This is a genomic window from Burkholderia sp. JP2-270 (assembly GCF_003233675.1).
Classification (GTDB): domain Bacteria; phylum Pseudomonadota; class Gammaproteobacteria; order Burkholderiales; family Burkholderiaceae; genus Burkholderia; species Burkholderia pyrrocinia_C.
Genome location: NZ_CP029826.1, coordinates 158,647 through 172,773 on the forward strand (window position 1 = coordinate 158,647; position 14,127 = coordinate 172,773).

General features: G+C 62.1%; 9 protein-coding genes and 3 pseudogenes. 6 read left to right on the forward strand and 6 right to left on the reverse strand.

The features are described from left to right. Positions 1-159 precede the first annotated feature (159 nt). The 4 genes and pseudogenes from DM992_RS33440 to DM992_RS33455 form a co-directional block, all read right to left on the reverse strand. A pseudogene (locus DM992_RS33440) lies at positions 160-288 on the reverse strand (IS3 family transposase); the annotation flags it as partial. Positions 289-322: 34 nt separating this feature from the next. After that, complete coding sequence (locus DM992_RS33445; protein ID WP_111020593.1) at positions 323-1,531, reverse strand: MFS transporter; 1,209 nt, start codon at positions 1,529-1,531, stop codon at positions 323-325. 5 nt (positions 1,532-1,536) lie between these two features. Next, a pseudogene (locus tag DM992_RS43075) lies at positions 1,537-1,770 on the reverse strand (IS3 family transposase); the annotation flags it as partial. A gap of 262 nt (positions 1,771-2,032) precedes the next feature. Continuing rightward, positions 2,033-2,299, reverse strand: a pseudogene (locus DM992_RS33455) (helix-turn-helix domain-containing protein); the annotation flags it as partial. A 120-nt stretch (positions 2,300-2,419) separates the two neighbouring features. Here DM992_RS33455 and cqsA point away from each other — a divergent pair. Then, on the forward strand, positions 2,420-3,829 hold the full coding sequence (gene cqsA, locus DM992_RS33460; RefSeq protein ID WP_111020594.1) for an alpha-hydroxyketone-type quorum-sensing autoinducer synthase: 1,410 nt from the start codon (positions 2,420-2,422) through the stop codon (positions 3,827-3,829). Positions 3,830-3,868: 39 nt separating this feature from the next. On the opposite strand, the gene DM992_RS33465 is transcribed toward cqsA, so the two are convergent. Together DM992_RS33465 and DM992_RS33470 are read right to left on the reverse strand one after the other, a co-directional pair. Then, positions 3,869-4,894: a response regulator gene (locus DM992_RS33465; RefSeq protein ID WP_111020595.1), complete on the reverse strand. Its 1,026-nt coding sequence runs from the start codon at positions 4,892-4,894 to the stop codon at positions 3,869-3,871. Continuing rightward, positions 4,894-6,264, reverse strand: coding sequence for an ATP-binding protein (locus DM992_RS33470; RefSeq protein WP_239511513.1), 1,371 nt, complete (start codon positions 6,262-6,264; stop codon positions 4,894-4,896). The genes DM992_RS33465 and DM992_RS33470 overlap by 1 nt, the downstream gene beginning before the upstream one ends. Before the next feature lie 1,210 nt (positions 6,265-7,474). Between DM992_RS33470 and DM992_RS33475 the strand changes: the two genes are divergently transcribed. The 5 genes from DM992_RS33475 to DM992_RS33500 all read left to right on the forward strand — a co-directional run bounded on the left by DM992_RS33475 (position 7,475) and on the right by DM992_RS33500 (position 14,114). Further along, positions 7,475-9,172, forward strand: a complete 1,698-nt coding sequence (locus DM992_RS33475; RefSeq protein WP_111020596.1) for a M4 family metallopeptidase — start codon at positions 7,475-7,477, stop codon at positions 9,170-9,172. A gap of 38 nt (positions 9,173-9,210) precedes the next feature. Continuing rightward, on the forward strand, positions 9,211-9,525 hold the full coding sequence (locus DM992_RS33480; RefSeq protein ID WP_111020597.1) for a hypothetical protein: 315 nt from the start codon (positions 9,211-9,213) through the stop codon (positions 9,523-9,525). 244 nt (positions 9,526-9,769) lie between these two features. Beyond that, the gene (gene ansP / locus DM992_RS33485; protein WP_034182575.1) at positions 9,770-11,260 is read left to right on the forward strand and encodes an L-asparagine permease; all 1,491 of its coding nucleotides are present in this window, start codon (positions 9,770-9,772) and stop codon (positions 11,258-11,260) included. Positions 11,261-11,579: 319 nt separating this feature from the next. Next, positions 11,580-12,935, forward strand: coding sequence for a nitrate regulatory protein (locus DM992_RS33495; protein WP_111020599.1), 1,356 nt, complete (start codon positions 11,580-11,582; stop codon positions 12,933-12,935). Between the two features lie 336 nt (positions 12,936-13,271). After that, positions 13,272-14,114 carry a formate/nitrite transporter family protein gene (locus DM992_RS33500; RefSeq protein ID WP_111020600.1) on the forward strand — a complete coding sequence of 281 codons (843 nt, stop codon included), beginning with the start codon at positions 13,272-13,274 and terminating at the stop codon, positions 14,112-14,114. The last annotated feature ends 13 nt before the right edge of the window (positions 14,115-14,127 follow it).

Genomic DNA, 14,127 nt, shown 5'->3' on the forward strand with positions numbered 1-14,127 from the left:
CGAAACCCGGATGTCCGCGGTGTATGGAGTTTGCGATCGACGTGCATGCATGCCTTCGCGGTCTGCCAGCGCGTGCAGGCGGTGGCAGCCGTACCGACGGCGCTCGTGCGCCAGTTCCACCAGACGTGCCGCCAGCAATTCGTCCTCGTGGTCCGGCGTTTTGTTGTCGTGCAATACGCTGCGAGAAAGCCCGGCGGGCCGGCAGGCGCGGCGCCCGGATATGTCGACCTTCTCCCGAGTCGCTGCGACCGCTTCTCCTTTGACCTGCGGGCTCAGTGCTTTCCCTTGACGACTCCGGCTGGCCCTGTTTGCCGGCGCCAGGTCACGAGGCGTCCAGCCCCTTCTGTACGTACCGCGATAACGGGAGTGTCAGTAGAAGGATTGACGCCAAGGCGAGCAGCGCGGTTGGGACACCCGCAATGTCGCCCAGACGGCCGAACAGGACCGGCGACAGAGCGCCAGCGCCGATGGTGCCCGTATAAAACAACGCGAATGCCTGCTCGCGCTTGCCGGCACCCGCCAGTTCAGGCACGACCCCGTAGAGCACCGACGACGTCCCGTTCAGGGCGAGTCCCAGCAGCGGCAGAATCGCCATCATTGCGAAGAGCGGCGAGAACACCGCGACCACGATCAGCAGCGACGTGGCAGACTCCGTGAGCCACACTGTCTTCATCATCCCGATCCGCGCGCCCAGATAGCCGCAGAACAGCTTTCCGAATGCACCGCCCACGAACAGCAACGTCAGCGCGAGACCGATACCGGCGGTGCCGGCACCCTTGCTTTTCAGCAGGAACGGCAGGAACGTCAGAAAGCCCATCCGCACGGCACTGTCGAGGGCGCCGGTCGCGAGCAGCGCGCGCAAGCCGCCGGACGAACCGCTGCCGATGGCCGCTTTCGGTATCGTCTCGCGCGCCGCATGCGGTGCGCCGTGCGACGGAATCAGCCACCACAGCAGGCCTGCTGAAACCACGCCAAGCACACCGATCAGTGTCGCGCCGGTGCGCCACGTCACGACCGTCAACAGAAGGCCGATCAGGCCTGGTATCAGCGTCTTGCCGATGTCGCCGGAGAAATTGTACTGGGCCAGCGCCTCCTTCACGCCCCCGCCTGCCTCGTAAGAATCGGTGACCATCGAGGACGCGAGCGGATGCTGCGTGCTCGCGCCCAGTCCGCCCAGCACCAGCGCGACCAACAGCACCGCCAGCCCCGCGGCCTGACCGGCGATCAGGTAGGCAACGCCTGCGAGCGCGGTCCCCGCCACCAGCATGCGCTCCCGCCCCCATCGCCGCGCTGCCCGACTCGCGAGCAACTGGAAACCCGCCATCACGCCGGAATAGAGCCCGCGTAATAGGCCGATCTGCGCGTAATTGATAGCGAACTGCACTTGCCAGATGGGCAGAAGCACGTAGATGACGTCCGTCAACCCGTCGTGTACAGCGTGCGCGACACATGCGGCCACCAGCGAGCGGCGACGGGACGCATCGGGGTAATGCCGGGTCCCAAGAGAGGCTTCGCTTTTCAAATCGCTCATTTCGTCTATTGTTGTGCGGAATGTCGGTTGCAGTGCGCTGAAACTCGTGGGGCAATGGGCCAAGCAGCAACCTGATTCAGATCGAAGCGCTGCGTAGATGCAGCAGGCGATCGGTAATTGAGACGCGCCGGCATACGCTCCCGGCTATAGAAAATCTCGATGTATTCGCTGATCGCGCGCCGTGTCTGCTCGCGCGTAGCGAGCCATTGATGATAGACCAGAACGCTCTTCGGCGTTCCCGCCGACCTGCCTGATTTCTTCGGCCATTTCAATCTTGGGGAACGGTCTCGGGTGATCCGCGTGAACAATACTGCTTCTTGAACTGGTCGGGCGTCAGGTATGACAGACTCGAATGCGGTCGGATGTCCCGTGACACAAACTCGGGACCGTAGTACATGCAACTAGCGAGACGCATGGAAAGACGTGTCCGGATGTTTGGCGCGTGATGCGCGTTGTCGATCATACAGTCGCACCGCTCGGCACCCAAGCGCCTCGCCTCCCTCAGAGCATATCGATGAGCGCCGCCGAGATCGCCTTGACGATCGCCTCCACCTTGTTGGGCGCGCCAAGTTTCACGAGGATGTTGTTGACGTGAAAAGTCACCGCCCGCTCCGCGATGCCGAGGATCTGACCGATCTCCCATGCCGTCTTGCGTTCGGCGGTCCAGCGCAGCACTTCGCGTTCACGCGCCGTCAGCACGACGCTTGCCGCTGGCGCGAGCTTCGGCACCATGAAGCCGCTCATCAGCGAATGTGACAGGTTCGCGAGTCGACGAATCCGGCGCAGCGATCGCTAAGCCTGACTTCCTTACATTAATATTCCATATAATCGTCGAACGATATTTTCCAGCCCATCATTTTATTATTCAAATGATGGGAAATTTTTCTAATGGCATACATTTTACGATACGGAAAGGATAGACGGCATCTCTCTGTTAAGAGCATCGCGATTTTTTATGACAAGCAGGTGGCTCATTATGCAGCGCTGCACAACCGTGCAGTTGACCATAAGGAGCTTAAAGTGTCCGAACATTACAAAGGTAAATCCAAGTCGAACGTTGGCGGAGCCTCGCTTCCGGCATTCGTTGCTGAACGTGTCACACGCTATTATCTCGAACGCGTTCAAGGAAACTGGAACGGTGGCCATATTATGCGAGGACGTATGCCTGGCCCCGACGCGTTGCATTTGTCGAGCAACGATTATTTGTCGATCGCCCGACACCCGGACATCCTCGAATCGATGTGTGCAAGCATAAAGTCGGCGGGCAATGGGATGCTGATGTCTGGCATATTTCTGCACGGTGCATGTCCGTTGCTTGAGCTCGAAGACAGGTTCGCCCGCTTCATGGGCTCGGAATCAGCCATTCTTTGTCAATCCGGCTATGCAGCGAATACCGGCTTGCTTCAGTCGATCGCTTCCGCTGAAACACCTGTATACCTCGACATGATGGCCCATATGTCGCTATGGGAAGGCGTGCAAAGCTCCGGCGCGAAAGCGGTCGCCTTTGCCCATAACGATGTCGACCATCTCGCGCGGCAAATCCGTCGTCACGGGCCTGGCATCGTCGTCGTCGACTCGATTTACAGCACGAACGGCAGCGTTTGTCCGCTGGCCGACGTCGTCGATGTGGCAACAACGGCCGGCTGCGTGCTGGTCGTCGACGAATCACATTCGCTCGGCACGCATGGGCCGGATGGCGCAGGGCTCGTCGTCGAGTTGGGGCTGACCGATCGTGTGCACTTCCGCACGGCGAGTCTCGCAAAAGCGTTCGCTGGCCGCGCGGGTGTGATCAGTTGCTCGAGCCGATTTCAGGAATACTTCAAATTCGAATCGCGTCCGGCTATCTTCAGCTCGACATTGCTTCCGCATGAAGCCGCCGCGTTGGAGGCCACGATCCTCGTGATCGAAAAGGAAACATGGCGGCGCACGCAGGTCGCAGAAAATGCACGGTACCTGCGCGAGCAACTCACGCGACTCGGTTATAACCTTAATGGGAGTGAAACTCAAATCATCGCACTCGAGTCCGGCACGGAGCAACGAACGATCAAACTGCGCGACGCGCTCGAGTCGCATGGCATTTTCGGCTCGGTCTTCTGCGCGCCTGCCACGGCGAAAAACCGCGCGCTAATTCGGCTGTCCGTTCATGCAGCACTTACTCACGACGAGTTGCAGCGGATCGTCCAAGTCTGCGAAGCGATTCGCGATGAAGTGGAGCTCGATGACTGGCCGTCAACACAGCGGACGCGCGCCAGCGCACGCACGATCGACCGGATAGCGGCCATCAGGCAAGCAGTGTAAGCAACAGAAACGCCTAAACGATCACGTAGCCCCGGGGATTCACACCCGTGAATCCCCTTTTACATCTATATGTCGATCGAGGCGGTCGAGATAGTCGTCGTAGGAAACGACGGAACCCAGTTCGAGGCCCGGTGGATTCTTGATGACGCTGCACGTGTAGACTTGCTGGCCTCGCACGACCATCGCGGAATGCATGTACGGCTGCCACGACTTGCACCCGACCGGATAGTACCCCTCCGAATCGGGGAAGTAAGGCGCATGATGGCCATTGTCGAGCTCGGCGAGAAACGCGGCGGGCGCGCCACGCTCGACGGCGATTTCGCGGGTCGCGCGCAGCGCGTCCTCGGTATGCACGAGTAGCAGATAAGGCGTGCCTGCACTATCGAGCATCACGAGCCCCGTCGGGCGCGTTGACAGGTAATGCTCGACAATGCCGAGCTCGCGAAAGATTTCCGTCGCCTTCGCGACGAACGCCGGATCAACCAGAAACCGGTATTCGGACAAGCCGAGCGCTTCGATGACTGTGCGTTGCGTCTGGTGCAGATACGCGCGCTTCAGCTCGTCGATCGCTTCATTGAGGACGGAAACGACGTGAACGTCCTGTTTGCGAATGAACCGGTCAATGAGGCCTTCGTTGAAGCTCTTGACTGCCAGCTGTTCATTGGCCTTCCCGGTAAGAATGATCTTCTTGATGGCCGGATCGGCGATGCGTCGGCAGACTTCCAGGCCGTTCATGCCCGGCATGTCATAGTCGACGACGACAACCGACGTCCGCTCGAATCGCCGCGCGTTGTGCATCTGGCGTCGGATCGCGTCGATCCGAATTGCGATCACCTCGTGGGCGTCACTCTGTTCCGTCCGATCGTGATAGCGGCAGAGGAAGTCTTCGGCGGCGAGCGGCTGGATCGCTTCGTCGTTGATAGCGCTGATCGCGCGCTCTGCCGAATGGAAGAAGCGAAATGCCAATTGTGTGTCGAGCTGCAAGCTCAGATTGGCGAGAAAGGATGCACTGTCGTCAATGAAGCCGACCGTGGTCGGGAATGCGAAGGGTTCGATCATGATCATCAGGGTAACGGAAAGGTCAGTACAAACTGTGTGTACGCGTTCTTCGTCGACGTGCATTCGATCGTTCCACCGATTGCCCGCATAACATCACGACAGAAGGCCAATCCGATCCCGGCACCGAGCGAGACATCGTCGTTGATCACCGAAGAGGTGTAAAAACGCGTAAAGATGTGAGGCAGCGCGTCGGGCTCGATTCCCGACCCGTTATCGCGAAACACAAGACGGTTCGCCTGCTCCAAGCGGTAGAGCCGAATCGAAATGTTGCCATTGTCGATGCCGCTCAACGAGCGCAGCGCATTTTTGATGAGATTGAACAGCACGTGTACTATCAGCGTCTCCGAGCCTTGAAACTCGAAGTCGTCAACGAGATCACAGCGGATTTGGTCGCGCTCGACTCCGCGAAACGGATAGCGATGCAGGGTCGTTTCAACGCAGCGCGCAATTGAGCAGCGCTCGGGCCTTTGATCGAAGCCGCCGGTAAAACGCGCATTGACGAGTAACATGTCGATCACCGAATTCGACAGCAAAGCCTCTTGTTCGATCCGTTCGAGTACGCCGTGCATCGACGACAGATGCGCGAAGCGGATTTTCGGAATGTGGAGGCCGCTGCGCTGCGCGAGGTCGTAGCTGGCGAGAAGCTGAGGCAGAAAGCGGCTTAGTCCCGCCGCGCCGGCACGGATCGCCAGGAGCGGCGTGCGAAGCTCATGCGCGACGCTGCCCGCGGTGGCGACCATCGCGCGCTCTTGCTCGAATCGAATGCGTGCCGTGTCGTAGTTGGCTATGGCACCGATGAGGATCGCGAACGCCAGGATAGCGAGATGCGCGAAATATGGCGTGTCGAGATGAATCGGCGTCGTAGTTAGGCAATAGGCGACGACGGCCAAGCTGACACCCGCGACGAAGCTAAGTAGCAGCATGAGCCAATCAAGCAGCAGCACCGCCACGAACGCGGCGATCAAGCTGCTCTCGACCCAAACCTGCGAGCCATCATTTTTCAACAACATGAACGTGAAGAAAAATGGTAGAGCATAGAGAATAATGGCGTACCAGTAGTAGGGCAGAAACCCGCGCACGGCAGCCGGCCATCGGTGATGAAACAAGACGGGCAGAAAGAGTATCGATCCGATGAGCCGCAGCGATAGATTCTCGTAGCGTTGCGGAAAGACTTCGTGCCAGATGTAGTAATAGAGCGGAAAGCCGATAATGGCGACGATCGCGAACGGACGCAGGCGTCCCTCGACATATTGCATATTGCGCAATGCCGGTTCAAACGCTTTTTGGATGCTGCGCTGCAGCGAATTGCTTCGGCGCTGAACGTGCATGCTGCTTCTCTCTCCAAATTTGTGTTTTTGATATGCCTTCAGCTCCACTCGTTCCTCGTCGAAATTTGAAGAATTCGGGCATTGGCAAATATGCTAGCCTCCAGCAGTTCCCTCGCCAGCATGTTATCAGTAAAGCCTCGCCACAAACGCCCCTCGCGGCTGATTAATCTGGACCGGCAGAGCTTCTGCATCGGCCGACGAGTGTTGTTGTCGATTGATTTTAGAGGCCAGCGGCGCTTTTACCCTTCGCCCCATTTTAGCGTGGGTATCTCGATGGCCCACCGGTTAGGCCACGGTCCCAGCGAATGCCAAGCTTCGTGAGGATTAACGCACTCGTACTGACTCAACCGGCAGTTTCCCGGCCAGTCCTGCCACACGTGACCACGACGGCGCTACCCGGTCAGCTTCGTTTCCTTGTCCGCATATTCGTCCGACAGGCAGCGCAGCCGCGTTGCACTTGCCAGTGTGCATGTCCGCGATCGTCTGCCGGCGCGTGTCGGCCGCACAGCACCAGCGGCTATTCAGCACGTCTTGTCCCGAGGTCTGCCGTTCATGCCCGCCGCGCACCGGAACCGGTATTTCGCGGCCTGCCCCTGATAGTCCGCCGCCAGGAACTCGCCACCCCGACGATGCGCGGCAGCCTGCAGGTGATCATGAATATGTGAAGCCGCTATTTCAGAAGGCTTTTTGGCTAGCGGTCGCAGCAACAGAGGTATCGAGAGGTCGCCAGGAGCCAGCCTGCGACCGGCAATTTTATGCCGCTCGGAGCGGGGGGACGAGGTGTTATTCCTCCCCCGCATGCTGCGGGCCGACCATTCAGCCCGGGCTGCCGGTATCTATGCCGGTACATTTTCCGATCAGCGAGTTCCACATAACGATAGCGCCATAGTGACAAGAAATAGTATTTAATAAAGTAAGTTGTGACCGTCGTTGCCGTTCCGCCCCACATCGCCCATTCCGCTCGAGCGGCGTCACGCTACACCCCGCCCGCCCCTGAGCCTCCCCTCCCCAAGCGCACTCCTCCAGCGCGATGTCGCCGATACCGCCAACGCGGCCGACAAGATCATTTCATATTTCTCACCAAATCCCGACTTGATTAACATCGGAAGTATAAAAAATTAACCTGTCAGAAAATATCTTGTAATTATAAAAGCGACCTTCTAGCATGCCCCTGCGGTTCGCGACATGTCTCATATCAAAGTTTTTACTTGATGCATTCCTCGAAAGTCACGCTTTTATTCATAATCTGGGGGATTACATGAAGAAACTGTCTCGTCTGCTGTCCATCACCGCGATTACCCTCGCCAGTCTCAGCGCTTTTGCCCAAGCCGGTGACCAGCCGGCCGCGGTCGACAGGGCGCTGCAACTGATCCAGCAGAACCCGTCCGCCTTCAGCCTGGCTACCGGCAGCGCCGCTCGCACCTTGAAGTTCGCGGCGCCGCAGGCGAGCACGCCGACGGACGGCGACCAGTTCCGGGTGCGCGACGTGATCGTCGATCCCGACGGCACCGAGCATGTGCGCTTCGACCGCTTCTACGCGGGTCTGCCCGTGATCGGCGGCGACGTCGTCGTCCATTCGAACCAGGGGCAGCTGAAGCAGGCGAGCCTGACCCAACCCGCGCCCATCGATCTCGCCGGCAAGATCGGCAAGGTCGGCGACCGCTTCGTGGTGCGCAACGCGCCCGACGTGGGCGCGGCCAGGGTCAAGCGCATCGCGGCCGCGCGTTTCGACTCGGACGTGCGCCGCATCGATGACGCGGAGCTCGTCGTGTTCGCGCGCGACGTCACGCCGACGCTGGCCTACGCGGTGCGCGTATACGGCAAGGCGACCGACGTGCACGGCGATGCCGTGCTGTACTACGTCGACGCGCGCACGGGCACCGTGCTCGACGCGCAGGACCTGATCAAGACCGCCGCCGCGACCGGCACCGGCCGCTCGCTGTACTACGGCAACCTGACGCTGACCACCGACCAGACCGGCACGAACGCGTACCGGATGCTCGATCCGACCCGCGGCAGCGGCTCCGTCTACGACGGCCGCGGGCTGATCGCGGAGGACGTCGAGCAAGCGACCGACCTGCCGATCTTCACGAGCAGCACGAACGTGTGGGGCAACAGCTCGACCACCGACCGGCAGACCGTCGCCGCCGATATCGACTACGGCCTCGCGTTGACTTGGGACTACTACAGGACTACGCACAACCGTAACGGCATCTTCAACGACGGGCGCGGCGTGAAGAGTTTCGCGCACGTGGTGTTCGACACCGGCAGCGGCACGACCGGCGCGAACGCGGCATGGATGCCGTCGCACATCATGGTGTACGGCGACGGCCAGTCGGGCACGAGCCTGCCGAAGCCGGTCGTGTCGGTCGACGTGGCCGGGCACGAGATGAGCCACGGCGTGACCGAGGCCACCGCCAACCTGAATTATTCGAGCGACGCGGGCGGCCTGAACGAATCGACGTCCGACATCTTCGGCACGCTCGTGAAGTTCTACGCGAACAACCCGAACGATCCCGGCAACTACGTGATCGGCGCGCGCGTGGTGAGCGGCGGCCTGCGCAAGATGTACAAGCAGGATCTCGACGGCCGGTCGTTCAGCTGCTATCCGTCCGGCGGCTTCTCGTGGTCGAATCCTCGCCACGATCCGCACTTCACGTCGGGCGTCGGCAACCGCTTCTTCTACCTGCTGTCGGAAGGACCGGCGGTGCCGTCGACCGACACCGGCCTGTCGAGGACGCAGCTGGTCTGCAACGGCGACACGACCTTCAGCGGCCTGGGCCGCGAGAAGGCGGGCAAGATCTGGTACCGGACGCTGACCGTGTACCTGAACGCCAACTCGAGCTACCCGAGCGCACGGCGTGCGTCGATCCAGGCGGCGAACGACCTGTATGGCGCGAACTCGGCCGAGAGCGCAACGGTCGCGCGCGCGTGGAGTGCGGTCGGGGTGAATTGATCGCGCTTGTGGCGGCGTATTGAGCGCCGGAAGCTCGCGTGGCGCTGCTTCGCTGCGGAAGAAGGCGAGCCGACCAAGCACATGCGGCGCTCGGGCATGAGAAAGGCAGGTGTCGGTCAGCCGCCTGCGATTGCAGGCGGCTGACCGGTTTCGGATTCGGCCCGGCGCTGATTGCGCTCGTCACCGATCGCGTGTTCGGCAATCCGAAGATGATCGGCAACCCGATCGGCATCATCTGCGCGATCGCGGCCGCACTCGCGCTCGCCATCGAAGTTGCGGTTGACGAGATTCGGCGCAGAAGCCGAAATGGTGCACCGTCGAAGGCAACGCACCCAAAACGGGAAGCCATATAACGAAAAGCTTTCCATCAACCCCCTATGCACAGATTCGAACAGGCTCAGTCCAAATTTGCATGCTGTTTGTGAGCGGAATTACGGCTGAATACTTTCGTGTCTGACCGTGCCCCTCGCTGTTGCCGGCGAGCCGCGACCAGGATGCCCGACGTGTCTCTGCGCGTCGTGGTCGCGGGTGCCGGTGGGTCCTGATCGTCACGCGATCCGGATGAATGCGATCACGAAAATGCAAGAGGGTGCAGCCATGGCATCGATTCCTGAACCGTCGCCGACCGGCGAAACCAACAAACGCAGCTGGCTCGAATCCCACGAGGCCGGTTATCACAAGACGCTCGGCAATCGACAGGTACAGATGATCGCGATCGGCGGTGCGATCGGCACGGGGCTTTTCCTCGGGGCCGGCGCGCGACTGCAGGCTGCGGGGCCGTCGCTCGCTATCGTCTACCTGGTGTGCGGCGTGTTTTCGTTCCTGATCCTGCGTGCGCTCGGCGAGCTGGTGATGCACCGGCCGAGCAGCGGCAGCTTCGTGTCGTACGCGCGCGAATTCCTCGGCGAGAAGGCGTCTTTCGTCGCGGGCTGGATGTATTTCCTGAACTGGGCAATGACCGGCATCGTCGACATCACCGCGGTCGCGCTCTACATGCATTACTGGACGCCGTTCGCCGGTATTCCGCAATGGATCTTCGCGTTGATCGCGCTCTGCATCGTCGCCACGATGAACCTGATCGGCGTGAAGTGGTTTGCCGAAATGGAGTTCTGGTTTGCGTTGATCAAGGTCGCTGCGATCGTACTGTTCCTCGGCATCGGCTCCGTGATCCTGGGCACCGGCGGACACGTCGCGGGCCATGACACGGGCATGCACCTGATCACCGACAACGGCGGTTTCTTCCCGCACGGACTGATGCCGGCGCTCGTGCTGGTGCAGGGCGTGGTATTCGCGTTCGCGGGCGTCGAACTGGTCGGCACGGCCGCCGGCGAATGCAAGGATGCGCGCAAGGTGCTGCCGCGCGCGATCAACAGCGTGATTTGGCGCATTGCGATCTTTTACGTCGCGTCGGTCGTCCTGCTCGTCTGCCTGCTGCCCTGGAGCGCGTACAAGGCGGGACAAAGCCCGTTCGTCACGTTCTTCGGCGCGCTCGGCGTTCCCGGTATCGGCTCGGTGATGAATCTGGTGGTGCTGACGGCGGCGCTGTCGAGTCTCAACTCGGGGCTGTATTCGACCGGGCGCGTGCTGCGTTCGCTGTCGATGGGCGGCTCGGCGCCCGCGTTCCTCGGGCGGATGAGCGCGCAATCCGTGCCGTACGCGGGCATTCTCGTGACGGTCGCGATCTACGTGATCGGCGTTCTGCTCAACTATCTGGTGCCGTCGAGCGTGTTCGAGATCGTGCTGAACATCGCATCGCTCGGCATCATCAGCACGTGGGGGTTCATCATCGTCTGCCAGATGAAATTCCGGGCGGCCGTCAAACGCGGCGAAGTGGACGACGTGCCGTTCAGGATGCCCGGCGCGCCGGTGACATCGTGGCTCACACTGCTGTTCCTGCTCGGCGTGCTGGTCCTGATGGCATTCGACTATCCGAACGGCACGTGGACGATCGCGTCGATTCCGCTGGTCGCACTGCTGCTCGTCGCCGGCTGGAAGTGGTTAAGCGGCCGCGCGCGCCGTGCGTCGCTCAAACCGACGATTCCGTCGGTAACGCTCACGCAGAGCGTCCTCGAAAAGGGCGACAACTAGGCGACGCCCGATAGCGGGCGGCGACCGACCCGAGCTCGGCGGCCACCCCGCACGGTTCAGGGAAATCCCACGACATCGTTTGACGAAATGCTGGCGGGCGAGCAGGTTCGCCCGCGCTACTCGCAAGTCAGGGCGCGGCTCGACACGCCGAATCCCGCGAGCCTCGCCCGGAAAGTCCACGACGGGGAGGACGTGTTCCGCAAGGCGGAACCAAAACTCGTCAGCGGAGTCCGCCGCAGCGGCTCCGCCTTCCTACGACACCAACATTTATTGTCCGCACTACACTGCATTTAGCCCCCTGCCGCCGTTCAACGCCGCCATGTCCGCCACCGCCCTGCAATTCGCGCTGCTCGCCAAGCAGCAGGAAATCGCGTCGCTGCGTCGCGTGGCCGAACAGATCGAGCTGATCGACCTGCTCGGCCGCCTGATCCACGCGCTGCAGCGCGAGCGCGGCGCGACCAGCATCTATCTGGCGTCGCTCGGCCGGCGTTTTGTCGCGGAACGCGCGGCGGCACGCGGCGAATCCGCACCGCTCGTCGCGCAGTTGCGCGAGCGCCTGGATCTGGAACTGGCGCCCGCGCTCGGCTCGACGTCGCGCCTGCTATCGCTGATCGCATGGGTGCTGCTCGACCTGGAATCGCTGGATGCGCTGCGGGAACGGATCGACCGCATCGCGCTGTCCGCGCCGGACTCCGTCCAGGCGTTCAGCACCGTGATCGGCGGCCTGGTGGAGCTGATTTTCCAGCTTGCCGACAGTGCGGCCGATCCGTCGGTGTCGCGCATGCTGATCGCGCTCGTCCATGTCGTCGAAGGCAAGGAGGAAGCGGGGCAGGAACGCGCCGTCGGCGCGCACATGTTCGCGGCGGGCGCGTTTTCGGCGGACCAGCAGCAGCGCCTGCTGTATCTGATCGCGGCGCAGGAGCGCAGCCTCGAAGTCTTTGCGAATTTCGCGAGCGCCGAACAAAACGCATGGCGGGAAACCCGCATGACGGGGCCGCACGTGGCAGCGCTCGAGAAGCTGCGACGCATACTATGCACGGCGCAGGCGGGCGACACGCTCGATGCGGGCCTGAGCGAAGCCTGGTTCGACGCCGCGAGCGCCTGCATCGACGATCTCTGGCACCTTCAGATCGCGCTGACGCTGCAGGTGCAGGAAACGTGCGACGCGCGGATTGACGACGCGCATCGCACGCTGCGCGACTCCGAGCGCCTGATGGCGCAGTTGCGGAACAATCCGCCGCCGCATATCCAGGCCCTCGCCCATTTCTTCGCCGGCGATCCGCTGTCGGCGCGCGCGGCGGTTCACGAACTGCCGGAGCGCCTCTCCGGCGCCGACCCGTCGACGCTCGCCAGCCTCAAATCGCTGCTGGAATCGCAATCGGCGCGACTGGCCGGAGCGGAGGTCGAACTCGACGCGGCACGTCGCGCACTTTACGAACGCAAGCTCGTGCAGCGCGCGAAAAACACGCTGATGACGCGCTTCAACCTGCGGGAGGACGAGGCGTACCGGATGCTGCAGAAAGCGTCGATGGACGGCAATCGGCCGCTGGCCGATATCGCGGAAGACGCGCTGACGTCGCCCGACCGATTCGTCGACGAGCACGCGCAGCCTTCCACGCGGCGACGTACGCAGCGAAGCGCGCCGAAGCCACCGCGCGACGACGGCACGACCTGACCTGACCGGAGCGCGCGACGCGCGACGCACCGCGGTAGCGCCCACCGCGCGTGCAGGAGGCACGAATTGCACCGCGCGAGTGCGATTCGCCGCGATCGGCTCGCGGCCGCCGCCCCCGGCATATCGCGCCCCGCCTGCCTGCGTCGCGATTTCCCCGCCACTGGTATGAAAGTTGCGAACAACACGTTCGTCGGGCTAATGGCGGCCTGACGGTCGCGCCATGTCGAACCATGGCGAACGATCCATATGGATAACAGCGTCCGCGCCGGGCACTCGCATGTCGAGCGAGTGCCCGGCGCGGTTTTTTTTGCCCGTCCAACCTTACGAGCGCACACCATGGCCTACCTCACGCCCAACGAGTTCGTCACCAAGATGGTCGACGCCGGCGAATCGAAACTGTCGATGTCGACCCGCGATACGCTGATCCGCGCATACATGGCGGGCGCGATCCTCGCGCTCGCGGCCGCGTTCGCGGTCAGCATCACGATCAACACCGGCAACGCGCTGGTCGGTTCGCTGCTGTTTCCGGTCGGCTTCTGCATGCTGTACCTGCTCGGCTTCGACCTGCTCACCGGCGTCTTCACGCTCGCGCCGCTCGCGGTGATCGACCGCCGGCCCGGCGCGACCTGGGGCGGCGTGTTCCGCAACTGGACGCTGGTGTTCTTCGGCAATTTCGCGGGCGCGCTGACGGTCGCGCTGTTCATGGCGATCATCTTCACGTTCGGCTTTTCCGAGGCGCCGAACGCGATCGGACAGAAGATCGGCGGCATCGGCGAAGCGCGCACGCTCGGCTATGCGGCGCACGGCGCCGCCGGCATGCTCACGCTGTTCGTGCGCGGCGTGATGTGCAACTGGATGGTATCGACCGGCGTGGTCGCCGCGATGATGTCGACGTCCGTTCCCGGCAAGGTGATCGCGATGTGGATGCCGATCCTCGTGTTCTTCTACATGGGTTTCGAGCATTCGGTCGTGAACATGTTCCTGTTCCCGTCCGGCCTGATGCTCGGCGCCCACTTCACGATCGTCGACTATCTGCTGTGGAACGAGATCCCGACGGTACTCGGCAACCTGATCGGCGGGCTGCTGTTCGTCGGCGCCGCGCTGTACAGCACGCACTACAAGACCGCGCCGAAACGCGTGCCCGCTGCGCCGGTGGGCGTCGTCGCGCGCAAGGCCTGATCCGCCCTGCGGC

What these genes read in the sequence shown, in the direction of transcription:
- cqsA (WP_111020594.1), top strand. Translation starts at nt 2,420, where the DNA reads ATGGCATACATTTTACGATACGGAAAGGATAGACGGCATCTCTCTGTT.
- DM992_RS33445 (WP_111020593.1), bottom strand. Translation starts at nt 1,531, where the DNA reads ATGAGCGATTTGAAAAGCGAAGCCTCTCTTGGGACCCGGCATTACCCC.
- DM992_RS33475 (WP_111020596.1), top strand. Translation starts at nt 7,475, where the DNA reads ATGAAGAAACTGTCTCGTCTGCTGTCCATCACCGCGATTACCCTCGCC.
- DM992_RS33495 (WP_111020599.1), top strand. Translation starts at nt 11,580, where the DNA reads ATGTCCGCCACCGCCCTGCAATTCGCGCTGCTCGCCAAGCAGCAGGAA.
- ansP (WP_034182575.1), top strand. Translation starts at nt 9,770, where the DNA reads ATGGCATCGATTCCTGAACCGTCGCCGACCGGCGAAACCAACAAACGC.
- DM992_RS33500 (WP_111020600.1), top strand. Translation starts at nt 13,272, where the DNA reads ATGGCCTACCTCACGCCCAACGAGTTCGTCACCAAGATGGTCGACGCC.
- DM992_RS33465 (WP_111020595.1), bottom strand. Translation starts at nt 4,894, where the DNA reads ATGATCATGATCGAACCCTTCGCATTCCCGACCACGGTCGGCTTCATT.